Source organism: Amycolatopsis sp. NPDC102389 (genome assembly GCF_044765885.1).
GTDB lineage: Bacteria > Actinomycetota > Actinomycetes > Mycobacteriales > Pseudonocardiaceae > Amycolatopsis.
This window is the reverse complement of the sequence record NZ_JBIWKX010000054.1, coordinates 1-24,800: the sequence shown is the minus strand read 5'-3', so window position 1 is coordinate 24,800 and position 24,800 is coordinate 1. Positions and strand designations below refer to the sequence as shown.

Below are 24,800 nucleotides of genomic sequence, written 5' to 3'. Positions count from 1 at the left end.
GGGGGGGGGGGGGGGGGGGGGGGGGGGGTGGTCGGGGGCCGGACCCCCCCCCCCCCCCCCCCCCCCCCCCCCCCCCCCCTGTACCGAACGGCCACCGGCGCCCGCACTCGCTATTTGACAGCCGAGAGGGCCTTCCAGGACTTCCAGTCGTAGAACCAGTTCTTGACGTCCGATTTGGTCGGGCTGCCCAGTTTCGAACCGGTGATCTCGACCGGGTCGCCGATCATCGCCGAGTCGAAGTACTTCTTGGCGTCCGCTTCGAGCAGGTTCACGCAGCCGTGCGAGGTGTTGGCCTTGCCGATGTTCGCCGCGTTGTCCTGGTTCTCGTGGATGTACTCGCCGTTGTTCGAGATCCGGCAGGACCACTTCTTGTTGACGTTGGTGTAGCCGTAGCGCGCGTTGTCGAACCGCGCCGTCGGCTCCTTCGTCATCACGATGAAGGTGCCGTTGGGGGTGTTGCGCTGGACGTCGCCGTCGAGCCCGTTCGAGCACGGGTAGCTCGCCGATTCCGACCCGCCCCGGTAGACCTTCATCACGTGGTCCGGCGTGTGGATCTTGACCACCTGGTTGCGGCCGATCTTGAACTCGGTGGTCACGTCGGCCTTGCCGTACGCGCCGCCGCCGAGCGCCACGCCGTAAAGCTTCGCCTCGACGCTGACCTTGATGTTGGCGGGCCAGTACTCCTTGGGCCGCCAGTCGACCTGCGTATCCGACAGCCAGCCCCAGGAGCCCTCGACGTCCTTGTCGGTCTTCACCTTGAGCGCCTTCTCGGCGGCCGCCTTGTCCTTGACCGGGGCCGCGAACTTCACGCTGATCGGCATCCCGACGCCGACCTCGGCGTCGTCGGTCGGGTTCAGCGTGGCGCGAACCTCCTTGGCCGGCTTGACCGTGCTGAACGAGCCCTTGAACTCGGCGGGCTTGTTGTCGCTGCCCGTGGCCTTCGCGGCGTAGGTGTACGTCTTGCCGTAGCCGAGGACCTCGGTGCTGGTCCAGGTCAGCCCGTCGGGGGAAAGCTCGCCCTTGACGTCCTTGCCGCCGTCCGCGGAGACCTTGACCTCGGTGAGCTTGCCGTCGGCGACCTTCACGACGACCGGCGTCACCACGGAGGCGTCCTTGGCGTCGGCCGCGGGTTCGGCGGTGATCTTGGCGACCGGAGCGGCTGACTGTCCTTCGCCGCCACTGCCTTCCGGCTTGGCGTTGCCGCCTTCTTCGCTGGAGCAGGCCGCGGCCAGCATGGCCGCCCCCGCGGCGAGCGCGGCCTTGAACACCGTGCGCCGTTCGATCACCGTGTACCTCCCATGAAGATCCCCGCGAGCTTCTACCCGCTCAGCGCCGGGAACCTCTCCGACGTTACCCGCGGCGACGGAACTCACCCTCGCCCCTCGGAGGGATAGACGCACGGGGACGGCGCGGGGTTGTTCACCCTCCCGCATTTAGTCCTCTGAATGCGGGCAGGGGTCAGAGCGAGCAGTTGATGAGCAGGGGTTCAGGGTGCAGCGAAACGCCGAAGCGAGCCTCGACGCCGTCACGCACTTCGCGCGCCAGAGCGAGGAGGTCCTCGGTCGAGGCCTTGCCCCGGTTCGTGAGCGCGAGCGTGTGCTTCGTCGACAGCGAGACCCGGCCGCCAGGCCCTTCGTGGCCCTTCGCGAATCCGGCCCGCTCGATCAGCCAGGCCGCGGACAGCTTCGTGCCGCCGGGCGCCGGATACTGCGGCACGCGCACGTCCTCGCCGACCACGTCCACGATCCCCGCCAGCACCTTCGCCAGCCGAGCCTCCCCGATGATCGGGTTGGTGAAGAAGGAGCCCGCGCTCCAGGTGTCGTGGTCGTCGGCGTCCAGGACCATGCCCTTGCCGCGACGCAGCCCGAGGACGGCTTCGCGTGCTTCGGCCGCCGGAACCCGGTCACCGATCTCGACGCCGAGCGTGCGGGCGAGTTCGGCGTAGCGGATCGGGGCGGAGAGGCCGTCTTCGTTCACCTTGAAACGCACCGTGAGCACGACGCCCGCGTCGGTCCCCTTCAGGATCGACGTGCGATAGCCGAAGCCGAGCTCTTCGGCGGTCAGCGTGCGGATCTCGCGGGTGGCGCGGTCGTAGAGATCGACCGAGACCAGGGACTCGGCCACCTCGCAGCCGTACGCGCCGACGTTCTGGATCGGTGTCGCGCCGACCGAACCCGGGATCCCGGAGAGGCATTCGAGCCCGCCGATGCCCTCGGCGACCAGGCCTTCGACGAACCCGTCCCAGTTCTCACCGGCCGCGACCTCGACGAGATCTCCGTCACGTGTCCAGCCGGTGTTGCCGATCTTCAGCACGGTGCCCTCGAAACCGTCGTCGGCGACGACGAGGTTCGAACCGCCGCCGAGCAGCAGGACCGGCTCACCCGCTTCGTCGGCCGCGCGGACCTCCTCGACCAGGGCCTGCACGGTCTTCGCCTCGGCATAACGCCGCGCCGGGCCGCCGAGGCGCAACGTGGTGTGGTCGGCGAGGGTGGGAGTTTCGGCAGTGCTCACGCCCGTGAACGGTACTGTCTGGCGCCATGGCCTCCCGTATCGAGCACCGCTCAGCGTTCTCCGCAGACCTCGCGACCACGTTCGACGCGGTCGCCGGCGAGGCGGCGCTGCGGGCGAGGCTGGAGCAGATCGGCGGCGACGACGCGGAGCTGCTGGAGTACGTCCCGGCCGGTGACGGAGTGCGCTACAAGCTGCGGCAGGGCATCAGCTCGGACAAGCTCCCGTCGGCCGTGCGGACGCTGCACCGGGGCGATCTGATCGTCGAGCGCGAGCAGACCTGGAAGGCGGCCGAAGACGGCTACACCGGCACCGCGACGGCGGCGGTCTCGGGCGTGCCGGGCGAGATCACCGCGAAGACGTCGCTGATCGGCGAAGGCGAGCGGACTACGCTGGTCAACAGCGGCCAGGTCAAGGTGCGGATCCCGTTCGTCGGCGGGAAGCTGGAAGGCGTGATCGCCGAACAGGTCACCAAGCTGCTGGAGCGCGAGGCCGAATTCGTCGCGAAGTGGCTGGCCGAGCGCTGAAACCGGTCGGGGCACCGACCCGGGGCACGACCAACCCGAACCGGCTCCGCCGCGTGGACCGGTGGCTCGCGAGCGACCCGGGGGTGACGCGGCTGCTGCATCGCGCGGACGAACCGCTCGTGGTGGACCTCGGCTACGGCGCCTCACCGGTGACCACGGTCGAGATGGCGCGATGGCTGCGCACGGTCCGCCGTGACGTCCGTGTGCTGGGCCTGGAGCTGGACGCCGAACGGGTCGCCGTCGCGCAATCCGCCGTCGACAAGCCCTGGTTGGACTTCCGGCGCGGCGGTTTCGAACTCGCGGGGACGCGGCCGGTGCTGGTGCGCGCGTTCAACGTGTTGCGGCAGTACGACGAAGCCGAGGTCCCGGGTGCCTGGTCGCTCATGCTGGACGCGATGGCACCGGGCGGGCTCCTCGTCGAAGGCACCTGTGACGAGATCGGACGGCTGAGCACCTGGGTCGCGGTCGGGCCCGGCGGGCCGCGCACGCTGACCGTGTCCGTCCATCTCGCGAGCCTGGAACGTCCGTCCACAGTGGCCGAACGGCTGCCCAAGATCCTGATTCACCGCAACGTTCCCGGCGAGCGGGTCCACGAACTACTGTCCACTCTGGACACTTGCTGGGCGACGGCCGCGCCGCATCAGAACTTCGGCGTCCGGGCCCGCTGGGCGCACGCCGTCCACCTGCTCACCGCCCGGGGCTGGCCGGTGCTGAACCGGCCGTCGCGATGGCGGCTCGGTGAACTCACGGTGCCGTGGTCGTCCGTGGCTCCCGACTAGGAATTCACCGGTCGAACCCCGCTCCGTCACCCCAAAGCGACCTGCGGTGATCACCATGGAACCGTGGAACTGCTGGAGTACGTCACCGGGCTGCTCGAGGGCACGCTGGGCTCGCCCTGGCTGTGGGTGATCGTGTTCCTCGTGTCCGGGTTGGACGCGCTCCTGCCGTTCATGCCGAGCGAGACCACCGTCATCACCGTCGCCGTCCTGATCGGCACGGACTTCCCCCGGCTGGCGCTGCTCGCGCTGGTCGCCGCGCTCGGGGCCTGGCTGGGCGACTGTCTCGGCTACACCGTCGGCGCCGCCGCGGGCCCGCGGGCGCTCGCCCGCCTGCAGCGTGGCCCGGACGGGGTCCGGCGCTACGAATGGGCGAAAATCCAGGTGCGACGCAACGCCGTCCTGCTGATCCTCGCCGCCCGCTACCTGCCCGGCGGCCGCGTCGCGAGCGGGCTCGCCAACGGCAGCCTCGGCTACCCGCCGCGCAAGTTCGTCCCGCTCGACGCCCTCGGTGCGGGCGTCTGGGCGGTGTACAGCGTCCTGATCGGACTCGTCGGCGGGGCGGCCTTCGCGAACGAGCCGGAGAAGGGCCTTCTACTGTCTTTCGCGCTCGGCCTGCTGCTGGTCGTGGCGATCGAGATCGGGCGGCGGGTCCGCGTCCGCATCCTGACCCGGCGCCGCGCGGTGGCCGGGACCAGCGACAATGGTGTGCGTGTCGAACCCTGAACGTCGCTACGTGATCTCCTTCGGCTGCCCTGACCGCACCGGCATCATCGCCCGTATCTCGGGTTTCCTCGCCGAGCACGGCGGTTGGATCGTCGAAGCGGCGTATCACACGGACCCGGACACCGGCTGGTTCTTCACCCGCCAGGTGGTGCGCGCCGATTCGCTCCCGTTCGACGCCACCGAACTGCGCACGCGCTTCGCCGAGGTCGCGAAGTCGCTTTCGAGCGAGTCGAGCTGGCAGGTCACCGACACCGGCGAGCGCCGCCGCGCGGTGATCCTCGTCTCCAAGGCCGGGCACTGCCTCTACGACCTGCTCGGCCGGGTCGCGTCCGGGGAACTGGACGTCGATGTCGCCGCCGTCATCGGCAACCACGCGTCGCTGGGCGACATCACCCGCGCCCACGGCATCCCGTTCCACCTCGTCCCGTTTCCCGCCGGCGACCCCGCCGCGAAGGCGTCCGCGTTCGCAGAGGTGCGGAAACTCGTCGACGAACACGACCCGCACGCCGTCGTCCTCGCCCGGTTCATGCAGGTCCTGCCCCCGGAACTGTGCGAAGCGTGGGCCGGGCGGGCGCTCAACATCCACCACAGCTTCCTGCCGTCGTTCGTCGGCGCGCGGCCGTACCACCAGGCGCACGCGCGCGGGGTGAAGCTCATCGGCGCGACCTGCCACTACGTCACCGCCGACCTCGACGCGGGCCCGATCGTCGACCAGGACGTCATCCGCGTCGACCACGGCGACTCGGTCGAGGACATGGTCCGCAAGGGTCGCGACATCGAAAAGGTGACGCTGGCGCGCGGGCTCCGGTGGCATCTGGAGGGCCGCGTGCTGGTGCACGGGAACCGAACTGTCGTGTTCTAGTGGTTCACTGTGTTCATGGGGACCTCAGAGATCAAGGCGATCGAGACGCTCGAAGCGCTGCGTGAGCACCTCGGCCACCCGGCCGAGCGGACCAAGGGGAAGATCATCCCCTTCCTCGATCCGCACGCGCGCACGCTGATCGAGCACTCGCCGTTCTACCTGCTGGCGACGGCGTCGGCCGACGGGACCTGTGACGTCTCGCCGCGCGGCGACCCCGCCGGTTCCGTGAAGGTGCTCGACGACAAGACGCTGGTGCTGGCGGACAGGCCGGGCAACAAACTGCTCGACAGCCAGACCAACATCCTCGACAACCCGCACGCCGGGCTGCTGTTCCTGGTGCCGGGGATGAACGAGACGCTGCGGATCAACGGCCGCGCGAAACTGGTCGCGGACGCGCCGTTCTTCGACGATCTCGTGGTCAAGGGGAAGCGGCCGTCGCTGGCGATCCTGGTCGAGGTCGAAGAGCTGTACATGCACTGCGCCAAGGCTTTCCTGCGGTCCTCGCTGTGGAAGCCGGAGACCTGGCCGGAGCGGTCGAGCCTGCCGACCGCGGGCCAGATCTTCCGCGACCAGATGAAGCTGGACATGTCGGCGGAGGCGCTGGACGCCGCGTTGACGGAAGGCGCGCTCACGACTCAGTACTGAGCCCGGATCGGATGCGGCGAAGGACGCTTTCCTCGCATGAGATGCGGTGAAAGCGTCCTTCGGCTCCGGTCAGACGCGGACCAGCATCTTGCCGGTGTTCGCCCCGCCCAACAGGTCGAGGAAGGCCTGCGGCGCGTTGCGGATACCGTCCACAATGGTCTCCGAGTACTTGAGCTCACCGGAGGCGACGAGCGGCGCGACCTCCTTCACGAACTGAGGCTGCAGCGCGTAGTGGTCGCCGACCAGCATGCCGCGCATGGTGAACCGCTTCGCGATGATCGACGCGAGATTGCGCGGCGCCGCGGCCGGTTCGGTGTTGTTGTAGACCGAGATCATCCCGCAGATCGCCATCCGGCCGTGCAGGTTGATCGAGTCGATGGCCGCTTCGAGGTGCTCGCCGCCGACGTTGTCGAAGTACACGTCGATACCTTCGGGCGCCGCCGCGCGCAGCTGCTCGGCCACCGGGGCGTCCTTGTAGTTGAACGCCGCGTCGAAGCCCAGTTCGTCGGTCAGCCACTTGACCTTGTCGTCCGTGCCGGCGCTGCCGATGACCCGCTTCGCGCCCTTCAGCTTCGCCAGCTGGCCGACGACGGACCCGACCGCGCCCGCCGCGCCGGACACGAAGACGGTGTCGCCCTCCTTGAACTCCGCGACCTCGAGCAGCCCGGCGTACGCGGTGAGCCCGGTCATGCCGAGGACGCCGAGGTACGCCGTGATCGGGGCGGCCTCCGGGTCGACCTTCACCGCGTGCTTCGCGGCGACGACGGCGTGGGAGCGCCAGCCGAGGCCGTGCAGCACGATGTCGCCGGGTTTGAAACCGTCCACGGTGGACTCGAGCACTTCACCGACGGCGCCGCCGTGCATGACCTTGCCGACCTCGTACGGCTCGGCGTAGGACTTCGCGCTGCTCATCCGGCCGCGCATGTACGGATCCACGCTCAGCACCTGGTTGCGGACCAGGATCTCTCCCTCGCCCGGGGTGGGGATCTCGACGTCGGCGATCTCGAAGTTCTCGAGCGTCGGGACGCCGTGCGGACGGGAGGCGAGCCGGATCTCGGTTGCGTTCACGAGGTAACTCCAAGTCTGTTGCCGAAGCGGGGCGATCGCCCCGTATTCACGACGGGTACAACGAGGGAACCGGGGCGACCATTCCGGTTGTGGCGAGCGCTACACGACCTCGGCGAGCTTGCCGAGAACGCCCTCGTAGATCCGCTTGAGCCCACCGGGCGCGAAGGTCTTCTCGAAGAAGCCGCCGATGCCGCCCGCGCCGTCCCAGGTCGTCTCGATGCGGACGAGGCTGCCTTCCGGAACCTCGCGGACGGTCCAGGTGGTGACCATGCTGGAGTTCGCGTCGGTCTCGACGAGGGTGCCTTCGGACGGCTCCGTCACCGTCGCTGCGACGTCACGCACGCGCTTCGACGTCGCCTGCAGCTTCCAGCGCGCCTTCGTGCCCGCGCCGACGCCGCCTTCCGTGACCTCGTAGTCGCGGTAGTGCTCCGTCAGCAGCTTCGGTCGGGTTTCGGCGTAGTCCGCGACGAGCGCCCTGACCTTGTCCGCCGGCGCCTCGATGGTGCGCTCCGCGATGGCCGTGACCTTTCCCATCCCACTCCCTTTCACCCGTGTTGCAAGACAGCGTCCACGATTCCACCGCTGCCCGCAGAGGGAGCGCGCGCCCCCCTGCCCCAGGTACATGAAGGCCCCCTTCCTGTACCTAGGCGCAAGGAAGGGGGCCTTCATGTACTTCAGCCGGAGCTAGATGAGGGACTTCTCCTTCAGCCAGTCCTTCGCGACGTCGCCCGGCTTCTCGCCGTCCGAATCGACGCGCTTGTTCAGCTCACGCAGCTGCACGGTGTCGAGGGCCTTGCTCACGGCGTTGACGGCGGCCGCGAAGTCGGCGCCGCGCTCGTCGAGGACCTTCTTGTTCACCGCGGGCACGACGTTCTCGGTCGGCACGATGGCGAGGTCGTCCTCCAGCGCCACGAACTGCGGGTCGCCGACGAGCGGGCTCACCGAGTCGACCGGGATGACGGTGACCTTGCCGGACCGCAGCTGCTCGACCCGCGGGCCGGCCTCCTGCACGGTCTGGAACGTGGCCTTCAGCTTGTAGACGTCCGTGAAGCCCTTGAAGCAGGGAAGCCGCTTCTCGCACTCCGGCGCCCCTGCGACGATGACGTTGTCGACCTTCGACAGGTCGCTGATCTTCGCCAGCCCCTTCTCCTTGGCGAGATCGGCCTTCACGATGTAGGTGTTCTTGTTCTCCGCCGGCGAGTAGTCCAGCAGGCCGACGCCGTCCGGCTCGAACAGCTTCTTGAGCTGCCCGTACTCGCCCTGCGCGTCCTTCGCGGCGTCCTTGCCGAATCCGGTGCTGATGGCGGCGCCCTGGTACTCCGGGACGAACTGGAGCTCACCGGACTTCAGCGCCGGGTAGATCAGCTCGCGCGAACCGAGGTTCAGCTTGCGGGTGATCGGATAACCCTTGGCCTCCAACGCGTTCGCGTACAGCTCGGCGAGGATCACGCTGTCGGTGAAGTTGAAGGAGGCGACCACGATCGGCGCCCCGCCCTTGCTCTGCGCGGCCGGGGCCGCCGCGTCGTCGCCACCCCCACAGGCGGTCATACCGAGGACGGCGGCGGCGAGCACCGCGCCCACTCGAACATTCCGTGTCCAGCGCACGTGCACACTCCTATGACTCGTTCAGAGGAATGGACAGTATCTCCGGGTCACGACAGAATCCACATTTTGAGAGTTGTGCCCCCTGCGCTCCCAGAGAACGGAATCCGGCGCCCCGATCGGGGTAAGGTCGGCCGGTGCGAGCCTCCTCCGTGTTCCCCGTTCCCGCCCAGGGCGGACGGCCGCTCTTCGAGTGGCGGTGGGTGGACCGCCATCTCGACGAGATCTTCGAACGGCTCGGCGAGCACATCACGCTGACCGCGGCGGCGCTCGCCATCGGGCTGGTGGTGTCGATCGGTGTTTCGGTGATTTCGCTGCGTCGCCGGTGGTTCTACGTCATCGCGCTGAGCGCGGCGGGTTCGCTCTACGTCATCCCGAGCCTCGGCGCCTTCGCCGTGCTGGTGCCCTTCACCGGCCTGACGTCCTTCACCACCGCGGTGATCCCGTTGGCGACGTACACGTTGCTGATCCTCATCCGCAACATCGTCACCGGTGTCGAACAGGTACCCAAGGAAGTCCGCGAAGCCGCGATAGGCATGGGTTTCACGCGTTCGCGGTTGCTGTGGCAGGTCGAACTGCCGCTCGCGCTGCCGGTGGTGATCGCGGGCCTGCGGGTCGCGGCGGTGACCACGATCGGGCTCGTGACGGTGACTTCCATGCTCGGCAAGGGCGGTTTGGGGTACTTCATCCGCAACGGTATCCAGACCGCGACGCCGAACCCGACGTCGATCATCGTCGGTGTCGGGCTTTCCGTGGTGCTGGCCGTGACGGTGGATCTGCTGCTGTGGCTCGGTGGGCGCGCGCTCGCGCCGTGGTCGCGGAAGGCGGCGTCGCGATGAGCATCATCGACCAGACCATCGAGTGGTTCGGCGAACCGAACCGCTGGAGCTGGACCGATCCGGCCGGCGTGCCGTACCGGACGGTCGAGCATCTCCAGTTCTCCTTGCTGGCATTGGCGATCTCGGCCGTGCTGACGATCCCGCCCGCGTTGTGGCTGGCGCATTACCGCCGCGCGCAGTTCCTCGCGACGAGCGCGGTGAACATCGGCCGCGCGATCCCCAGCTTCGGGCTGGTGATCCTGTTCTGGTTCCTGGCTTCCCGGCTCGGAGCCGACACGGGGTTCTGGCCGCTGATGCTCGCGCTGGTGGCCTTGGCGCTGCCGCCGTTGTTCACCAACACTTACGCGGGAGTCATCCAGCTGGAGCAGGAAACCGTCGACGCCGCGCGCGGAACCGGCTACCGCGAGTGGCAGATCATGCTGCGCCTGGAGTTGCCGCTCGCGTCACCGGTCATCCTCGCGGGTGCCCGCGTCGCGTTCCTGCAACTGGTGGCGACCGTCGCGATCGGCGCGATCGTCAACGACGGCGGCGGGCTCGGACGGTACATTGTGGACGGTTTCGCCCTCGGGGATCCGGGCCACGGCGAGATTCTGGCGGGTGGCATCGCGGTCGTCGTGCTGGCTTTGGTGTGCGAAGGCGTTTTCGCGCTCATCACGCGTTGGGTGACACCTCGCGGGCTGGCGATCCAGTCCCGCGCGGAAACCCGTTCCTGAGCGCCGAAACCAAAGCCGTCACCTCGGGTCCCAGCGACCGATCCGCCTCGACGGGCGGCACCAGTTCCCGCAGCCACTCGTAAGCGGCACGGAGCCGAGGCGAGCCATCCCCAGTCGCCAGGAATCGCGCCTGCGAACCCGTGATCAGCTCGCAGGCCGTGATGGCGAACATCCGCGCGCAAGCGTCACGGAGCTGGTTCCCCGCCGCCCAAGCGAACGCCTGCACATCCTCCTGCCCGGCAGAGGTGTCGACAGAACCCAACGTCGCGGGCGTGGCCAGCCGCCGCAGCGCGTGCAGCTCCCCCACCGCGCGTTTGTGCAACGGAACCAGCCCCGCCTGCGGGCCCGGATCCACCGCGAGCTGCGCGGGAAGGCCGCTGAACCGCTCGTCGAGCAACCGGTGCGTCCGCTGCACGCTCACTTCGCCGAGATGCACCAGCGCCGCCGTCACCGCGTCCATCCGCAGCCCGAGTTCGACGGCGTGAAACCCTGTCGTGGAAACGAATTCCCCGTCGAGGAACACCGGCGAGTCCGTCGGAACCGCACGCCGCAGGACAGCGCCCAGCTCGCCGTTCACCCGCGTGAGGTGGGCGATCGCCCGCGGTGCGACGCGCACGGAGACCGGCGCCTGGACGACTCCCGGGCGCACCGTGGCGCTGTCGAGCAAGCCGCCGAGCTCGTACAGCACCGACTCCAGTACCTGGTCGTCTCCCGCCAACGCGGGACGATAGATCGCTTGTGGCGCACCGAGAACGTCGACTGCGATCGCGGCGGCCAGGGTCTGGAGATCCACCAGCTGCTGGACTTCGGTCCGCGCGAAGGCGGCGAGCGTCTCCGCCAGCGGCGAACCCTGGATGAGGGTCGCGCCTTCCTTGAGTCCCGGCTCGTACGGCTCCGCCAGCACCTCCGACGCGGGTGTCTCGACGCCGTCCACCAGCACGGTCCCGACACCCAGGAAGGTCTGGAAGGCGTGCGCCAGCGGGATGATCTCGCCGGCGCTGCCCAGCCCCGTCCTCGGCACGGCGGGGGTGAACCCCTCATTCAGCCGGTCGACGAGGAACGTCACCAGCTCCGGGCTCGCACCCGCCTCGGGCGCGAGCAGATCCCGCAGGCGTACCAGCAGCAGCCAGCGCACTTCTTCGGCCGAGAGCCAGGGCGGGCCGCCGACGGCACGGCCGATCAGCAGGTTCCGCTGATGCGCGGCCGAACCTTCCACGGAGACCCCGGCGAGCCTGCCCATGCCGGTGTTCACGCCGTAGACGGGACGCTCGCCCAGCGCGGCGAGGACACGGGCGCGGTTCTCGGCGAGCTTCGCCAGCAACCCGGGATCGAGTTCGAGGGTCCCGGCCTCGAAGGCCGAGGCCAGCGGGAAGTCCTTTGTGGACAGCCTCACTCGACGGGGCGCGCGAGGCCGTCGATCACCTCGGCGCCGGGCAGGGACGCGAGGGTCGAGCCCGAGATCAGCAGCTTGCCGCCGCGGATACCGCTGCCGATGACCAGCTCGGGTTCGTCGGCGACCCGCTGGTCGATCAGGATCGGCCACTCCGCGGGCAGCCCGACCGGCGTGATACCGCCGTACTCCATGCCGGTGAGCGAAACGGCCTCGTCCATCGGGGCGAACGAGGCCTTGCGGACGTCGAGACGGCGTTTGATCACGCCGTTCACGTCGGCGCGGGTGGTGGCGAGGATCATCGCGGCGGCGAAGCGGACCTCACCGGCGCGTTTGCCGGCGACGACGACGCAGTTCGCGGACGCGGAAAGCGGTGAGCCGTAGGCCTCGCAGAAGGCGGCGGTGTCGGCCAGCTCGGCGTCGATCTCGACGACGCCGACGGCGTCCGGATCGGGCAGGGCGGCGAGCGCCTTCGCGACGGGCTCGGCGAGCAGATCCGTGCGGGTGAGGGCGGGGACGACGGTGAGGCTTCCGGCGATGGTCCAGGTGGTCACCGGCCCAGAATAATCACCAGTTGCGGCCGCCGCGCTGGACCTCGATGAGCTTGGGGCGGACGTCCACGAGGTACACCAGGACCGCGACCAGTGCGGGCAGCCACAGGATCATCCCGCCGCCGTAGAACTGGAAGAACGTCAACACCACGGTGGCCCCACCGGTGATGAGCATCCAGATGGGCTTGGTCTTCCGATCGGCGGCCGAATACGCGTCCGCACGCTGCAACAGCGCATGCACGAACGCGAACAGCCCCGTCAGCGCGCCGCCCCAATGGATGGCGATGAGGATCCAGTTGGCAACGAACACGGATTCAGCTTACGTCAAACCGGGCGAATGACCCGGGCCCCCGGCACCGAAGCGGGTGCCGGGGGCCTGGAGTTAACGCGGACCTTACTTCTCGGTGGTCTTCGGCGCGGTGGCCGGCTTCTTGGCGGCCGGGCTCGAAGTGGTGCGGCGCGCGGTGGTCGTGGTCTTCGGCGCGGTCTTGTTGGCGACCTTGCGCGAAGCCGAGCGGGTCTCGTGCGCGAGGTCGTCGCCGATCTCCTCGACCTCGTCGGCGATCTCGCCGGCGACCTCGGTCACCTTGCGGGCGGTCTTCTCGCCGACGGAGCGGGTGCCCTTGGTGACCTTGCCGAGCACGGTGTCGATGCGCTCACGGGCGTCGGTGGTCGCACCCTCGACGCGGTCCTGCGCGGTGCTGATCGCGTCCTCGAGCTGCTCGATGGCCTTCTTGACCTGCGGCTGCGCGGCGATCTTGTCCCACGCCTGCTCACCGGACTCGGCCAGCTTGTTGTACAGCTTCAGCGCGGCCTCGGTGTAGTCGTCGATGACCTTGCGCAGCTCGGCCGGGTCCAGCTTCTCGCGGAGACCCTCGACGTCGTGCGGGAGCTCTTCGATGTTCTTGCGGGCGGTCTCGCCACCCTCGACGACCTTCTCCTTGGCCTTCGACACGGCGTCGACGACGGCCTGGCCCGCCAGGTTGCCGGCGCCGAGGGCGGCCAGCAGCGGCGTGCGGACCTGGTCGAGGGCGGTGGTCTTGCGGTCGGTCTTGTTCTTCGTGGCCGTGGTCATGCTGACTCCTTGGATTCGGCTGCTGGTTCTGGGGTTGTCGCCGCCTGCTCGGGTTTCGCGGCGGCGTTCTCGCGGCGGAACGATTCGTAGACGTCGAGCAGGACCTGTTTCTGCCGCTCGGTCAGCTCGGTGTCGGCGCGGATCGCGTCGCCGACCGGGCCACCCGTGGGCAGATCGAGGATTCCCGCTTGCACGTAGAGCGCCTCGGCCGAGATACGCAGGCCCTTGGCGATCTGCTGCAGGATCTCCGCGCTGGGCTTGCGGACCCCGCGCTCGATCTGGCTCAGGTACGGATTGGACACGCCGGCGAGTTTCGACAGCTGCCGCAAGGAGATCTTCGCGTTGCTGCGCTGCTGGCGGATGTACTCGCCGATGTCGGAAGCGATGTCCGCGACCTTCTCCATCGGCCCGCCCGATGGGGGCTGGTCCCGGTTGGTGTCTGACATCGGTCACCTCCTCGCGACTTCACCAACGCTACGCCGGAGTGCTAGCAATTGCAAGCACTCTGCTTGCAACCATCGGGTGTGTTGGTGCTCACCCCGCTACGGTGGGGGGATGTCGAACGCCACGCGGCTGCGGCGGCGCCTCGTCGAGCATCTGCTCGCCGAGGGCGTGCTGCACGACGCGCGGTGGATGACCGCGTTCCGCTCCGTGCCGAGACACGTCTTCCTGCCGCGGTTCTTCGTCCCGGCGGCGAACGGCTGGGCCGCGGTCGAGCACGGCGACGACGAGTGGCTCAGGCGCGTCTACTCCCCCGACGTCCTGGTCGTCCAGCTGGACGACGATTCCGGGCTCTGGGAACGGGCGCGGTATCTCGGCGCGCAGCCGGGAACGCCGACCAGTTCGTCCAGCCAGCCCGCGATCATGGCGATCATGCTCGAAGAGCTCCGCGTCGCCGACGGACAGCGCGTACTGGAGATCGGCACGGGCACCGGCTACAACACCGCGTTGCTGTGCCATCGGCTCGGTTCCGGGCTCGTGTACACAGTGGACATCGACCCGGAGCTGGTCGACGCCGCGCGCGAACGGCTCGCGGAGATCGGGTACGCGCCCTCGTGTGTGGCGGCCGACGGCGCGGAAGGCTTTCCCGCGGGAGTGCTCTACGACCGGGTGATCTGCACTTGTTCGGTGTCGGCGATCCCGCCCGCGTGGCTGGAGCAGACGATGCCGGGCGGCCTGATCCTCACCACGTTGAACCGGCCGATCGGCGGCGGGCTCGTCCGGATCGTCGCGGGCGAAGGCGCGACGGGACACGGGCGGGTGCTCGCCCGCGACGGCCGCTTCATGCCGCTGCGCGCGCACCGGTTCAAACCGGCGAAGGCGCTCGAAGGCGACGTCGCATGGCGGCCGACGCGGCTGCCGATGGGAGTGATCACCGAGATCCGCAGCCGCTTCGAATTCTTCGCCGGGCTTCAGCTGCCGGGCGTGACGGCCGCACGGCAAGGCCAGAGCACCACCCTGGTCCACCCGGACGGCTCGTGGATGCGACATCGGCAGCGGGGCAGCGAGTACGAAGTGGCCGAAGGCGGCCCGCGACGGCTGTGGGAGATCGTCGAAGCCGCGTACGAAGAATGGCTCGAACTCGGCGAGCCGGGGCGGGACCGGTTCGGGCTCAGCCTCGACGGCGAGGACCAGGTGATCTGGCTGGATTCACCCGATGGCCGCACTTGGCCGTTGTGCCCCTGAAAGCAGGCCTCGTACCCACTTCTCGACATGGTCGACGGCGTCGTCCACCGGGATGTGGGTGGTGTCGAACAGTTCGACCGGCGGCTCCATCGCGGGCGCTTCCGCTTGCAGCCACGCGTTGAACTCCAGCATCTCCTCGACGCGTTCCTCGTCCCACTCCCGCCAGGCGGGCCGCGCGAGCAACCGCTTGCGCAACGCGTCGGGCTCGCTGACGAGCGCCAGATAGTGGATGTCGGAGAAGAACACGCGCTCGGGCAACCGCTCGAACTCGGGCGGCGCGACGGTGCCGCAAAGCACGACCGGCCGCCCGTTCTGATGCAGCATCGCCGCCATCCGCAGCCAGGTCGAGCGGAACACGGGATGGCCGGGGACGTCGTCGCGCAACGCCCCGGTCCACAACACGTCCTGCTCGACCACGAGCGCGAGATCGCCGAGACGTCGCGCCAGGAGCGGCCCGACCGTCGACTTGCCCGCGCCGCTCGGCCCGGTCAGCGCGAACAGCGGGAGGCGCCGGAACGGCCACCGGTGCGCGCATTCCGCGCACACCAGCAGCCCGCTCTCGACTCGTGGCCGTTCGGCGCGATCACCGCAGGCCGGGCAGATCTTGAGATCGAGGACCACGGTCAGTCGAAGAGGCCCTCGAGGAAACCGCCCTTACGACGCTTGTGCCCGTATCCGTGAGGAGAGTCCGCGTACCCGCCGCGGTATCCCTTGGGCGAGTCCGCGTATCCACCCCGGTAGCCCTTCGGCGAGTCGGCGTACCCGCCGCGATGCGGCCGCGGGGAGTCCGGGCGGCCGTAGTGCGGCGCCGGCGCGTGCCCACCTCCCTGATACGGCGGGGGCTGATGCCCGCCGTAGTACGAGTTCTCGGCACCGGCGATGGCTTCCAGCTCACCCCTGTCCAGGAAGATGCCGCGGCACCCCTGGCACTGGTCGATGTGGATGCCGTTCTTGTCGACGGTCTTCATGACGTTCTGGCACTTCGGACAAATCACGTATCAGAGATTACGCATTTTTCGCCCGCGAGGTCAGCAGGCACACAGACAAAACGGATGTCCGGCCGGATCCGCGTAGACCCTGAAGGTCTCCGGGGCGTCGTCGAGCAGCTTCGCGCCGATCTTCAGCGCGCGCTCGTGCGCGGCTTCCATGTCGGTGACGTCGAGGTCGACGTGGGCCTGCTGCGGGTTCTCGGCGGACGGCCACGCGGGCGGCCGGTAGTCGGGCACGCGCTGGAACGAGAACCGCGCGCCGCCTTCCGGGTTCCGCAGGGTCACCCAATGGCCGTCTTCGGCGACTTCGGCCGCCTCCCAGTCGAGCAGCTCGCGGTAGAACTCCGCCAGCGCGACCGGATCCGGGCAGTCGAGAGCCACCGCGCCGAAGGTCGGTACCGCACCCATGGTTCAGCCTCCAGAATGATCGAGTAACCAGTGAACCGAGTATGAGGGTTATCGAAGCCGATGACAACCGGTCTCGCCCGTACACTGGGCGAGGTGAACACCGACGCGTCCCTGGTGGTCGAGTTTCTGAACACGGTGAACGTCGAACGCGGCACCGACCTCCTGGACGAGCTGGAGTCCTGGCAACGCTGGGCCCGCGATCACCGGCTGCGCGCGGATACCCCCGCGGCCGCGCGCGAAACCCGGGACGCGCTGCGGGCCGCGATCGGCGACCCGCGGCTCCCCCAGCTCGGCCTGCGCGCGCCGGCGGAGATCGTCCTCGGCGCGGAAGGCCCGCTCCTGGTCTCGGAAACGGTCTGCGAGGCGGTGCTGGCAGCCTCGACCCGGCTGGCCGTGCTCGGCGAATGGATCCGGCTCAAGATCTGCCCGGCGGACGACTGCCTGTGGGCGTTCTACGACGAATCGCGGAACCGGTCGCGGACGTGGTGCTCGATGCGGGCCTGCGGGAACCGGGAGAAGGCGCGGGCTTGGCGGGCGCGCACGGCGGACGTCTCGACCTGAGCCCGCGGTGTGGGCTGAAAGCGTCCTTCACCGCGTCTGATGCGGCGAAGGACGCTTTCGTCGCGTCGCATGCGGCGAAGGGCCCTTTCAGCCCGCGCCGCCCCCGGATCCGCCGGACCCGAACGACCACAAGTTCTGGGGTCACCCACCCCCGAGTCACCCCCAGGGGTTGTGCACAGCGTTAGGCCAAAAACGTGAAAAGCTGTGGATAACCCTGGGGATGACTCCACTTCCTGTGGACAACTCCCGGTGAGGCCTCCGGAGTGTGGTATACGCGCGGCGCTCAGAAGAGCAGCTGCGCGACCGCGTAGATGACCAGCCCGGCGAGCGCGCCGACCACCGTCCCGTTGATCCGGATGAACTGCAGATCCCGGCCCACCTGGAGCTCGATCTTGCGCGAGGTCTCCTCGGCGTCCCAGCGCTCCACGGTGTCGGTGATGATCGTGGTGATCTCCTTGGAGTAGTGGGTGACGACGTAGGCCGCCGCGCCCTCCACCCAAGTGTCCACTTTGGACCGGATGTGATCGTCGGAGACCAGCCGCTCGCCGAGGGTTTCGATACCCGTGCGCACGCGGCGCCGTAGCTCGCTCGACGGGTCCTCGGCGGCGTTGAGCAGCATCTCCTTCGCCGTCGCCCACGCCGAGCCGATCAGCTTCTGCACCTCGTCGTGCCCCAGCATCTGGGATTTGACCTGCTCGGCGCGCGCCATCACCTCGGGGTCGGTCTGCAGGTCCTGGGCGAACTCGCCGAGGAACTTGTCCAGCGCCAGCCGCATGGGGTGGTTGACGTCGGTCTTCACCGCCCAGACGAACGACAGCACCTCGCCGTAGACCTTGTCCGCGAGCATCTCGTCGACGAATTTCGGCGACCAGCTCGGCGCCCGGTCCGAGACCACGCGCAGCATCGTCGAGTGGTTGTCCCGCACCCACTCGTAGCCGCGGTCGCACATCAGGTCCACCAGCTTGTGGTGCGCCCCGTCGGCGAACACGCCTTCCAGGATCTTGCCGAGCGGCGGCCCCCACGGCTTGTCCACGATCCGCTTGACCACGGCCTGTTCCATGATCGCCTGGACGTCTTCGTCGCGGAGCACCTTGACCGCCGCGCGCACCACGGTGGCCAGCTCGGACGTCACGCGTTCGGCGTTGGCGGGCTGCGAGAGCCAGCCGCCGAGCCGCTTCGAGACCTCGACCCGGCTCAGTTTCTCGCGGATCACGGATTCGGACAGGAAGTTCGAGCCGACGAAGTCGCCGAGGCTGCTGCCCAGCGCGTCCTTCTTGTTCGGGATGATCGCGGTGTGCGGGATCTTGATCCGCAGCGGATGCCGGAACAGGGCCGTCACCGCGAACCAGTCGGCGAGCGCGCCGACCATCCCGGCCTCGGCGGCCGCGCGGACGTAGCCGACCCAGGCGGGCCAGCCGGCGGCCTCCGCCCAGCTGGTCAGCAGGAAGATCACCGTCGCGCCGAGCAGGAACGACAACGCGACCATCTTCATCTTGCGCAGGCCGCGGCGCTTCTCCTCTTCGGCGGCGGTTCCACCGGGGGGATCGGCTGGGGTCACCTTGGCGGGCGTCAGTTGCTCCACACCGCCATTGTCCGTGAGGATGGCTGATCGTGCGCGAACCTGTCCTCGTACCCCGCCTCCAGCCCTTCACCTCGACCATCTTCGCGGAGATGACGGCACTGGCCGTCCGGCACGAAGCCGTCAACCTCGGCCAGGGTTTCCCCGACACCGATGGGCCCGCCGGAATGCTCGACGCCGCCAAGAACGCGCTGTTCGGGGGTGCGAACCAGTATCCGCCGGGTCCCGGGCGGCCCGAGCTGCGCGCGGCGATCGCGCGGCACCGGCTCCGGTACGGCGTCGAGTACGACCGCGACACGGAGATCCTGGTCACCGCCGGCGCCACCGAGGCCATCGCGGCGTCGCTGATCGCCCTCACGCAGGCGGGTGACGAGGTGATCGTCATCGAGCCGTACTACGACTCGTACGCGGCCGCGGTCGCCATGGCGGGCGCGGAGCGGCGTGTCGTCGGCCTGGTGGAACGCGACGGCCGGTTCGCGCTGGACGTCGAGGGCCTGCGCGCCGCGGTGACCGGCAGGACGAGGGCGATCCTGATCAACTCGCCGCACAACCCGACCGGCACGGTGTTCACGCGCGCCGAGCTGGAAGCCGTCGCCGCGCTCTGTGTGGAGCACGACCTGATCGCGATCACCGACGAGGTCTACGAGCACCTGGTCTTCGACGATGCCGAGCATCTCCCGCTGGCGACCTTCCCCGGTATGCGCGACCGCACCGTCTCGATCTCCAGCGCGGGCAAGACGTTCAACTGCACCGGCTGGAAGATCGGCTGGGTCTGCGCGAGCCCCGAGCTGGTCGCGGCGGTGAAGGCGGCGAAGCAGTTCATCACCTTCGTCTCGGGCGGCCCGTTCCAGCCCGCCGTCGCCCACGCGCTGGACCACGAACTGCCGTGGGCCGAGGAGCTGCGTACGAGCCTTCAGGACAAGCGGGACCGGCTCGCCGCGGGTCTCGCGGAGGCGGGGTTCGCGGTCCGGCCGACCGCCGGGACGTACTTCGTCTGCGTCGACGTGCGCCCGCTCGGGTTCGACGACGCCGCCGAGCTGGCCTGGGAGCTCCCCGAACGGGTGGGCGTGGCGGCCGTGCCCGTAAAGGTGTTCACCGATCACCCGGACGAGTGGAAACACCTCCTGCGGTTCGCGTTCTGCAAACGCAACGAGGTCATCGACGAAGCCGTCACCCGGCTGCGCAAACTTCGGTGACTCGTCCGATGTTCACGCCCAGCCGCCCTTTTCGAGTGTCCGTCCGAGCCGGTCGAGACACCGTCTTCGCAGCCTGCCGACACTGGCCGGACTGATGCCCAGCTCCCCCGCGAGCTGGGCATAGGACAGCTCCGGCCGGTGCGCGAGGAGCCGCACGAGCCGTCGATGCGCGTCCGGCAGGCGATCGACCGCCGACCAGAGCGCGCGGTCGCGTTCGGCGCGGACGACGTCGGCCTCCGGGGTCGTCTCCGCGCCGGGCAGCGGACGCGGCGTTTCGCGCCTGTTCCTGGTGATCATCCGGAGCGCGAGACGCCGCGCCGTGGTGGTCAGCCAAGCCCCGAGCTTCGCTTCGTCGCGTAGCGCGCCGGGCGCGCGAAGCAGTTCCAGCCACGCGTCCTGACAGATGTCCCTGGCGTCGGCTTCGCTCAGCCGATAGGTCTTCAGAGCCTTGAGCACCGCCGCCGACACGGCGTTCACGTCCCACATCCCGGACTCTCCCCTCCCGGCGGCTTGCGTTCGCCGCGCCGATCACCGAACGCGACTTCGACGGCACGCACCGCAGTGAGGATCCGGGAAAGGTCAGGTCACCGAGGATTTGAGTAGTTCCACCCGTCCCCGGATGGCCGCCGGACACATACCGAGAGTGATCAACTTCGGTACTCCAGGCACCGGAGCCGGTTGCGTCGTTCCGCCTAACGGGCTGGATCGGCGGCGGCTGAAGTGAAACACTCCCCTCCGGTGCTAAAACTGGTGCAGCCCCGGGGGAACTGCGACCTGACCGGAAGAGACCCCAAGAAAGATCGAACTCACGCGGAAAACGTGGGTTTCAGGCGCGGACGGTGGTGATTGCTGTGAGTGGTGCGGCAGTCGTGCGCCGTCACGACCTCACCTCTTGGAAGACCGGCACGCGAATTCTTTTCGCGGGCGGGCTCGCGCTCACCGGTTGGATCCTCGGCGCCGTTCTGAGCACCCCGGCTTCGGCCGACGAACAGATCTCCGTGACGCCGGAGACGTCCGTGGTCCAGCCCGCGGACGAAGCCGGATCCGGGAAAACGACCACTCCGAAAGAGTCCACTTCGGACTCCACCGCGGCCGAAACCACGAAACCCGCTGAGCCCACCGAAACCTCGGATGAGCCCGCTCCCGTTTCGAGCGAAGAGCCCGAGGCCGCCGGGACCACTGGGACCGCTGAGGCCGCTGAGGCCGCCGTGGAGGAAGAGGCCGTTTCGAGTACGAGTTCCGTCGAGAAGACTTCTTCTCCGGAACCGGAAAAGAAGACCGCGAAGCCGCAGGCGTCCAACGGTTTGCTGGGCGGCCTCATCGGCGGCGTGCTGAACGTAGTCACGAACACGGTCGGCGGCGTCGTCGAAACCGTCGGCGGGGTCGTCGGTGTCGTCGATGGAATCGGCGACCAGGTCGTCGCGCCGATCATCACCCCGAAGCCGTGCTGCGGCGGCAACCCGGGGATCCTGCCGGGCGCCGGCGACATGCTCGACCCCGTTTTCGGCGGCGGCTCTGGCGAATCGGCGGGCGGCTCGGTCACCATCGCCGTCCCGGCCAAGGCCGCCACGCAGAACGCGCCCGCCACCCCGGATCCGCGTCCGCTCGTTCCCGCCGAGACCCCCGTTCCGGCGGCGAGCCAGAACCACCGCGTCACGCTGCCCGTCCGGACCGAGTTCGACAGCAAGCCCGCTCCGGCCAAGCCCGCCGACTCGGGCACGCACGCGTCCCGGGACGGCGGCGGCTCCGGCGGCGGCGGTGGCCTGCCGAGCGCACCGGTGGCCCCGGTCGCGCCCACGACGACCGCCCAGCCGGGACACGACAACACCGGTGGCGGCCGCGGGCCGCTCGCCGTGCTCGACGCCGGAATGCCCGCCACGCAGCTGAAGCTCATCGGAGCAGGCTGCGACCACGAAGGCGAGCGCACCGGCCGGGAAGCCGCGCTTCCCGCCACCTCCCCCGACTGACCTGACCGGGTCGCCGGGGAGAACCACGTCCAAACCAAGATCAACTTCTGGTTTCGACGTCCGCTGAATCCTCTGGCAAAAGCCGCTTTCGCCTGCCCCTTTTTCAGGCAACTCCACTGTCTTTCCGAACGGCCGACCGCGCCCGGCCGGTTCGGATCCCGGCCCCGGCGCCGCGCTGCCCCTGCGGCGCCGGGACCAGCACCGGGTGGACTCCGGGGGCTTCTGCTCACCGCGCCGAGCAGGAGCCGGCCAAGCTCGAAGTCCGCCTGAACCGCGGGCGGTTCCCGGCACGTCGAGGGGCTGTGCCGGGTAACCGCCGCGGTGCCCGCCTGCGAGGTTTCGGCCTCGGGGCGGGCCGGATAGCCGGTGCGCTGGTCGTGCGGCGCCGATGCCCTCCCTGGAGCGTCGGCCGCCCCGCCGGCGCACCGGCTATTTCCGTTTCCGACGCCCGCGTTTCGTCCTCTGAATGCGGTAGTTGCACGCGCAACTACCGCATTCAGAGGACTAAACGCGGGGAATCAGGTGACCTGGACGGCGACCGTGGCGGCGGCGACGGGGGTCGCGGCCACCGAAGCGGCCGCCGCGCCCAGCCTGCGCACGGCCTCGAAGAGCCTCTCGGCCGGAAGCGCGTACGGCAGCCGCAGCCAGCGCTCCAGTCCACCGTGGACACCGAACCGCGAGCCCGGCGCCACCTGCACCCCGTGCCCCGCCGCCGCGACGGCCAGCCGCGTGCTCATCGGCTCCGGCAGACGGCACCACAGCGACAGCCCGCCGGACGGCACGGTGAACGTCCACTCCGGGCAGTACCAGTTCAGCGCCCCGATCAGCGCGTCGCGCTGGGCCAGCGTTTCCCGGCGGCGGTGCGTCAGCGCGGCTCCACCGTCGTCGAGCAGTTCCGCGAGGACGAGCTGTTCGAAGACCGGCGACCCCAGGTCGACGGCGAACCGGGCGGCGACCAGCCTGCCGATGATGTCCTCCGAGGCGCGGATCCAGCCGAGCCGCAGGCCGGCCCAATGCGATTTGGCCGCCGAGCCGATCGTGATGCCGAGATCGCCCATGAACGCGCCCAGCGGCGGCGGCCCGTCGGCCGGATCGCCTTCGAGGTCCAGTTCGACCAGCGTCTCGTCGATGATCGCCGGGGTACGGGCGCGGGCCAGCGCGGCCGCGAGCCGCTCCCGGGCGGCGGCGTCCATCCGCAGACCGGTCGGGTTCTGGAAGTCCGCGACGAAGTACGCGAGCCTCGGCGCGGACTGCCGCAGCGCGGCCTCGATCCCGACGACGTCCCAACCGGTGACCGGGTCCAGGGGCACCGGCACCCCGATGGCGTGCGCGGCGCCGATGGCCTCCAGCGTGTTCGGATACGTCGGCTGCTCGACCAGCACCCGGTCGCCCGGACCGGCCAGCATGCGCAGGACCTGCACGAACGCGTGGTGCGCGCCGTTGGTGACCATCACCTGATCGGCGTTGGTCGGCAGGCCGCGTTCGGTGTAGCGGCGGGCGATCCGCTCACGCAGGACCCGCAGGCCGCGCACCTGGTAACCGTTCTCGCCGAGGTGGTCCACCAGCGATTTCCGCGCGGCGTCCACGGCCGGGACCAGGCCGGCGACGGCGGGCGGGCAGGCCTGCGCGAGGTCGATGAGGTCCTCGCCGGTCGGCAGGATCGCGCTCCGGCCCCGGCCGCCGGGCGACGCGATCCACGAGCCCGCCCCGCGACGGCTGGCGACCAGGCCTTCGGCGCGCAGTTTGTCCAGCGCGGCACCGATCAGCGTGCGGCTGACGTCGAGCGCTTCGGCGAGCTCCCGTTCGGCGGGGAGCTTCGTGCCGAGCGGCAGCCTGCCGTCGAGAACCAGCAGCTCGACGGCGGCCGCGAGATCCGCGGCACCGTGTCGAGAACCACTCTGGCGCCAACTCCCCAGCAAAATGGCCAATTTCGAGCCCGAAACGCGTCCAGTCAGCGGAATCAGCGGTTCCATAAGACCAATTGTTCCAGATTGGCCATGGTCAAGGTAGCCACTCACCCCTGATGGTGCACTCGTGGCACTCAAACTCGACCTCAGGCCTGTCGGCATCTCCCAGGACACCATCCGCCGTTCGATCCAGCTCGTCGGCGGGCTCGCCCTCTACGGCGGCAGCATGGCGATGCTGACCAGGTCGGGACTCGGCCTCGACCCGTGGGACGTGCTCCACGAAGGCCTGATGAAGATCACCGGTCTCTCGTTCGGCACGGTCACCGCGATCGCGTCGGTCCTCGTTCTCCTGCTGTGGATCCCGCTGCGGCAGCGGCCCGGGATCGGGACCGCGGCCAACGTCGTGGTCATCTCGCTCACCGTCGACCTCGTGCGGGTCTTCCTGCCCGACCAGGACGTGCTCGGCTGGCAGATTTTCAACCTGGTCGCCGGCGTCGTGCTCAACGGCCTCGCCGCCGCGATCTACGTCGGCGCGCGGCTCGGCCCCGGCCCCCGCGACGGGCTGATGACCGGCCTCTCGGCCCGGACGGGCAAGTCGATCCGCCTCGTCCGGACCCTCATCGAGATCACCGTCCTGGCCGCGGGCTGGCTACTCGGCGGCACCGTCGGCGTCGGCACGGTCCTCTACGCGCTCGCCATCGGACCGCTGACGCAGGCCTTCCTGCCGTATGTCGTCTGGCGGGAGCGCGCCGCCGGCTAGGCGGTGTCCTGTAGGCCTGCACCCGCTCCCAATGTCCACAAGGGACACTCTTCGAGCCGTAAGTGTCTGGTTTGGGTAGTATACACGGTTCCACGAGGGGGTCGTGAGTGGCAAAGAGGGGTTCTAACCCTCATTATCACTCACGACCCCGGCCCGGATCGTACATATAGACATGAACCGGACGCCGCGCAGTCGGAGACTGTCCCTTGTGGACACTCAGCGACGCGTGGACGTCAGCGGAGAGGGCCCACACCACGTTTGACTTATCCCTCAATAACCCTCTTTATCACTCACGACCCCTTTGTTAAACCACTCAAATCGGCCCAATCGGGCACCGTCCTGGTCGTGAAGCCGGAGCGTGGGGGGGGGGCCGCCAAGGGGTGGGGCGGACCCCGGGCAAGGGGTGTGTGGGCACCCCCGCCGGGGCGCCCCCCCCCAAAACCAAAAAAAACCCCCCCACCTGAT

The 24,800-nt window shown here is 69.2% G+C and carries 28 protein-coding genes; 12 read left to right on the top strand and 16 right to left on the bottom strand.

The genetic code is table 11. The annotated features are described in order from the left end of the window. Positions 1 to 110: 110 nt before the first annotated feature. Together ACIRGA_RS32540 and ACIRGA_RS32535 are read right to left on the bottom strand one after the other, a co-directional pair. Positions 111 to 1,286, bottom strand: coding sequence for an Ig-like domain-containing protein (locus ACIRGA_RS32540; protein ID WP_400948362.1), 1,176 nt, complete (start codon positions 1,284 to 1,286; stop codon positions 111 to 113). A 172-nt stretch (positions 1,287 to 1,458) separates the two neighbouring features. After that, positions 1,459 to 2,511, bottom strand: a complete 1,053-nt coding sequence (locus tag ACIRGA_RS32535; RefSeq protein ID WP_400948359.1) for a UDP-N-acetylmuramate dehydrogenase — start codon at positions 2,509 to 2,511, stop codon at positions 1,459 to 1,461. A gap of 26 nt (positions 2,512 to 2,537) precedes the next feature. On the opposite strand from ACIRGA_RS32535, the gene ACIRGA_RS32530 reads away from it, so the two are divergent. From ACIRGA_RS32530 to ACIRGA_RS32510, 5 genes are all read left to right on the top strand, one after another. Next, positions 2,538 to 3,035, top strand: a complete 498-nt coding sequence (locus tag ACIRGA_RS32530) for a DUF2505 domain-containing protein (RefSeq protein WP_400948357.1) — start codon at positions 2,538 to 2,540, stop codon at positions 3,033 to 3,035. Beyond that, complete coding sequence (locus ACIRGA_RS32525; protein ID WP_400948355.1) at positions 3,017 to 3,814, top strand: class I SAM-dependent methyltransferase; 798 nt, start codon at positions 3,017 to 3,019, stop codon at positions 3,812 to 3,814. Before ACIRGA_RS32530 ends, ACIRGA_RS32525 begins: the two co-directional genes overlap by 19 nt. Positions 3,815 to 3,877: 63 nt before the next feature. Next, a complete protein-coding gene (locus tag ACIRGA_RS32520) occupies positions 3,878 to 4,537 on the top strand; it encodes a DedA family protein (protein WP_400948353.1) in 660 nt (219 codons plus the stop codon). Continuing rightward, positions 4,515 to 5,399: a formyltetrahydrofolate deformylase gene (gene purU / locus ACIRGA_RS32515; protein ID WP_400948350.1), complete on the top strand. Its 885-nt coding sequence runs from the start codon at positions 4,515 to 4,517 to the stop codon at positions 5,397 to 5,399. The genes ACIRGA_RS32520 and purU overlap by 23 nt, the downstream gene beginning before the upstream one ends. Positions 5,400 to 5,414: 15 nt before the next feature. Then, positions 5,415 to 6,044, top strand: a complete 630-nt coding sequence (locus ACIRGA_RS32510; protein WP_400948347.1) for a pyridoxamine 5'-phosphate oxidase family protein — start codon at positions 5,415 to 5,417, stop codon at positions 6,042 to 6,044. A gap of 69 nt (positions 6,045 to 6,113) precedes the next feature. On the opposite strand, the gene ACIRGA_RS32505 is transcribed toward ACIRGA_RS32510, so the two are convergent. The 3 genes from ACIRGA_RS32505 to ACIRGA_RS32495 all read right to left on the bottom strand — a co-directional run bounded on the left by ACIRGA_RS32505 (position 6,114) and on the right by ACIRGA_RS32495 (position 8,693). Continuing rightward, a complete protein-coding gene (locus ACIRGA_RS32505) occupies positions 6,114 to 7,112 on the bottom strand; it encodes an NADP-dependent oxidoreductase (RefSeq protein ID WP_400948343.1) in 999 nt (332 codons plus the stop codon). A gap of 99 nt (positions 7,113 to 7,211) precedes the next feature. Further along, positions 7,212 to 7,646 (bottom strand): SRPBCC family protein, encoded by a 435-nt coding sequence (locus ACIRGA_RS32500; RefSeq protein WP_400948339.1) that lies wholly within the window; start codon positions 7,644 to 7,646, stop codon positions 7,212 to 7,214. A 150-nt stretch (positions 7,647 to 7,796) separates the two neighbouring features. Beyond that, the gene (locus ACIRGA_RS32495) at positions 7,797 to 8,693 is read right to left on the bottom strand and encodes an ABC transporter substrate-binding protein (protein ID WP_400948432.1); all 897 of its coding nucleotides are present in this window, start codon (positions 8,691 to 8,693) and stop codon (positions 7,797 to 7,799) included. 173 nt (positions 8,694 to 8,866) lie between these two features. Between ACIRGA_RS32495 and ACIRGA_RS32490 the strand changes: the two genes are divergently transcribed. Both ACIRGA_RS32490 and ACIRGA_RS32485 read left to right on the top strand, forming a co-directional pair. Next, positions 8,867 to 9,553, top strand: coding sequence for an ABC transporter permease (locus ACIRGA_RS32490; protein WP_400948430.1), 687 nt, complete (start codon positions 8,867 to 8,869; stop codon positions 9,551 to 9,553). Next, positions 9,550 to 10,266 (top strand): ABC transporter permease, encoded by a 717-nt coding sequence (locus tag ACIRGA_RS32485; RefSeq protein ID WP_400948336.1) that lies wholly within the window; start codon positions 9,550 to 9,552, stop codon positions 10,264 to 10,266. The genes ACIRGA_RS32490 and ACIRGA_RS32485 overlap by 4 nt, the downstream gene beginning before the upstream one ends. On the opposite strand, the gene ACIRGA_RS32480 is transcribed toward ACIRGA_RS32485, so the two are convergent. The 5 genes from ACIRGA_RS32480 to ACIRGA_RS32460 all read right to left on the bottom strand — a co-directional run bounded on the left by ACIRGA_RS32480 (position 10,205) and on the right by ACIRGA_RS32460 (position 13,686). Then, positions 10,205 to 11,659 carry an aromatic amino acid lyase gene (locus tag ACIRGA_RS32480; RefSeq protein ID WP_400948334.1) on the bottom strand — a complete coding sequence of 485 codons (1,455 nt, stop codon included), beginning with the start codon at positions 11,657 to 11,659 and terminating at the stop codon, positions 10,205 to 10,207. The genes ACIRGA_RS32485 and ACIRGA_RS32480 overlap by 62 nt on opposite strands. After that, positions 11,656 to 12,210 (bottom strand): YbaK/EbsC family protein, encoded by a 555-nt coding sequence (locus ACIRGA_RS32475; RefSeq protein ID WP_400948332.1) that lies wholly within the window; start codon positions 12,208 to 12,210, stop codon positions 11,656 to 11,658. The genes ACIRGA_RS32480 and ACIRGA_RS32475 overlap by 4 nt, the downstream gene beginning before the upstream one ends. A gap of 13 nt (positions 12,211 to 12,223) precedes the next feature. Further along, on the bottom strand, positions 12,224 to 12,517 hold the full coding sequence (locus tag ACIRGA_RS32470) for a DUF2516 family protein (RefSeq protein WP_037333051.1): 294 nt from the start codon (positions 12,515 to 12,517) through the stop codon (positions 12,224 to 12,226). Positions 12,518 to 12,601: 84 nt separating this feature from the next. After that, positions 12,602 to 13,282 carry a hypothetical protein gene (locus ACIRGA_RS32465; RefSeq protein WP_400948329.1) on the bottom strand — a complete coding sequence of 227 codons (681 nt, stop codon included), beginning with the start codon at positions 13,280 to 13,282 and terminating at the stop codon, positions 12,602 to 12,604. Further along, positions 13,279 to 13,686 (bottom strand): helix-turn-helix domain-containing protein, encoded by a 408-nt coding sequence (locus ACIRGA_RS32460; protein WP_400948427.1) that lies wholly within the window; start codon positions 13,684 to 13,686, stop codon positions 13,279 to 13,281. The genes ACIRGA_RS32465 and ACIRGA_RS32460 overlap by 4 nt, the downstream gene beginning before the upstream one ends. A gap of 151 nt (positions 13,687 to 13,837) precedes the next feature. Between ACIRGA_RS32460 and ACIRGA_RS32455 the strand changes: the two genes are divergently transcribed. Next, a complete protein-coding gene (locus tag ACIRGA_RS32455) occupies positions 13,838 to 14,968 on the top strand; it encodes a methyltransferase domain-containing protein (RefSeq protein WP_400948326.1) in 1,131 nt (376 codons plus the stop codon). Here ACIRGA_RS32455 and ACIRGA_RS32450 read toward each other — a convergent pair. Genes ACIRGA_RS32450 through ACIRGA_RS32440 form a run of 3 tightly spaced genes read right to left on the bottom strand, consistent with a single transcriptional unit; the run spans position 14,933 to position 16,365 of the window. Beyond that, positions 14,933 to 15,589, bottom strand: coding sequence for an AAA family ATPase (locus tag ACIRGA_RS32450; protein ID WP_400948323.1), 657 nt, complete (start codon positions 15,587 to 15,589; stop codon positions 14,933 to 14,935). The genes ACIRGA_RS32455 and ACIRGA_RS32450 overlap by 36 nt on opposite strands. 2 nt (positions 15,590 to 15,591) lie before the next feature. Next, positions 15,592 to 15,963 carry a zf-TFIIB domain-containing protein gene (locus tag ACIRGA_RS32445; protein ID WP_400948320.1) on the bottom strand — a complete coding sequence of 124 codons (372 nt, stop codon included), beginning with the start codon at positions 15,961 to 15,963 and terminating at the stop codon, positions 15,592 to 15,594. Between the two features lie 33 nt (positions 15,964 to 15,996). Continuing rightward, positions 15,997 to 16,365 carry a VOC family protein gene (locus ACIRGA_RS32440; RefSeq protein ID WP_400948318.1) on the bottom strand — a complete coding sequence of 123 codons (369 nt, stop codon included), beginning with the start codon at positions 16,363 to 16,365 and terminating at the stop codon, positions 15,997 to 15,999. A gap of 60 nt (positions 16,366 to 16,425) precedes the next feature. Between ACIRGA_RS32440 and ACIRGA_RS32435 the strand changes: the two genes are divergently transcribed. Beyond that, entirely contained in the window at positions 16,426 to 16,926 is a 501-nt protein-coding gene (locus ACIRGA_RS32435) for a CGNR zinc finger domain-containing protein (RefSeq protein ID WP_400948315.1), read from the top strand. Between the two features lie 283 nt (positions 16,927 to 17,209). Here ACIRGA_RS32435 and ACIRGA_RS32430 read toward each other — a convergent pair whose 3' ends face one another. Then, on the bottom strand, positions 17,210 to 18,508 hold the full coding sequence (locus ACIRGA_RS32430) for a DUF445 domain-containing protein (RefSeq protein ID WP_400948311.1): 1,299 nt from the start codon (positions 18,506 to 18,508) through the stop codon (positions 17,210 to 17,212). 29 nt (positions 18,509 to 18,537) lie between these two features. Here ACIRGA_RS32430 and ACIRGA_RS32425 point away from each other — a divergent pair, with 29 nt between their 5' ends. Then, on the top strand, positions 18,538 to 19,701 hold the full coding sequence (locus tag ACIRGA_RS32425; RefSeq protein WP_400948306.1) for a pyridoxal phosphate-dependent aminotransferase: 1,164 nt from the start codon (positions 18,538 to 18,540) through the stop codon (positions 19,699 to 19,701). A gap of 12 nt (positions 19,702 to 19,713) precedes the next feature. Here ACIRGA_RS32425 and ACIRGA_RS32420 read toward each other — a convergent pair whose 3' ends face one another. Continuing rightward, entirely contained in the window at positions 19,714 to 20,187 is a 474-nt protein-coding gene (locus ACIRGA_RS32420; RefSeq protein WP_400948302.1) for an RNA polymerase sigma factor, read from the bottom strand. A 365-nt stretch (positions 20,188 to 20,552) separates the two neighbouring features. Between ACIRGA_RS32420 and ACIRGA_RS32415 the strand changes: the two genes are divergently transcribed. After that, positions 20,553 to 21,668: a hypothetical protein gene (locus ACIRGA_RS32415; protein ID WP_400948299.1), complete on the top strand. Its 1,116-nt coding sequence runs from the start codon at positions 20,553 to 20,555 to the stop codon at positions 21,666 to 21,668. Between the two features lie 518 nt (positions 21,669 to 22,186). On the opposite strand, the gene ACIRGA_RS32410 is transcribed toward ACIRGA_RS32415, so the two are convergent. Further along, positions 22,187 to 23,641, bottom strand: coding sequence for a PLP-dependent aminotransferase family protein (locus tag ACIRGA_RS32410; protein WP_400948297.1), 1,455 nt, complete (start codon positions 23,639 to 23,641; stop codon positions 22,187 to 22,189). 61 nt (positions 23,642 to 23,702) lie between these two features. On the opposite strand from ACIRGA_RS32410, the gene ACIRGA_RS32405 reads away from it, so the two are divergent. Then, a complete protein-coding gene (locus ACIRGA_RS32405) occupies positions 23,703 to 24,335 on the top strand; it encodes a YitT family protein (protein ID WP_400948294.1) in 633 nt (210 codons plus the stop codon). Positions 24,336 to 24,800 lie beyond the last annotated feature (465 nt).

Bases quoted from the DNA above. Each gene is read 5' to 3' on its own strand.
- ACIRGA_RS32530 (WP_400948357.1), top strand. From the start codon at position 2,538: ATGGCCTCCCGTATCGAGCACCGCTCAGCGTTCTCCGCAGACCTCGCG.
- purU (WP_400948350.1), top strand. From the start codon at position 4,515: ATGGTGTGCGTGTCGAACCCTGAACGTCGCTACGTGATCTCCTTCGGC.
- ACIRGA_RS32510 (WP_400948347.1), top strand. From the start codon at position 5,415: ATGGGGACCTCAGAGATCAAGGCGATCGAGACGCTCGAAGCGCTGCGT.
- ACIRGA_RS32500 (WP_400948339.1), bottom strand. From the start codon at position 7,646: ATGGGAAAGGTCACGGCCATCGCGGAGCGCACCATCGAGGCGCCGGCG.
- ACIRGA_RS32485 (WP_400948336.1), top strand. From the start codon at position 9,550: ATGAGCATCATCGACCAGACCATCGAGTGGTTCGGCGAACCGAACCGC.
- ACIRGA_RS32465 (WP_400948329.1), bottom strand. From the start codon at position 13,282: ATGACCACGGCCACGAAGAACAAGACCGACCGCAAGACCACCGCCCTC.
- ACIRGA_RS32460 (WP_400948427.1), bottom strand. From the start codon at position 13,686: ATGGAGAAGGTCGCGGACATCGCTTCCGACATCGGCGAGTACATCCGC.
- ACIRGA_RS32455 (WP_400948326.1), top strand. From the start codon at position 13,838: ATGTCGAACGCCACGCGGCTGCGGCGGCGCCTCGTCGAGCATCTGCTC.
- ACIRGA_RS32440 (WP_400948318.1), bottom strand. From the start codon at position 16,365: ATGGGTGCGGTACCGACCTTCGGCGCGGTGGCTCTCGACTGCCCGGAT.
- ACIRGA_RS32435 (WP_400948315.1), top strand. From the start codon at position 16,426: ATGACAACCGGTCTCGCCCGTACACTGGGCGAGGTGAACACCGACGCG.
- ACIRGA_RS32420 (WP_400948302.1), bottom strand. From the start codon at position 20,187: ATGTGGGACGTGAACGCCGTGTCGGCGGCGGTGCTCAAGGCTCTGAAG.
- ACIRGA_RS32410 (WP_400948297.1), bottom strand. From the start codon at position 23,641: ATGGAACCGCTGATTCCGCTGACTGGACGCGTTTCGGGCTCGAAATTG.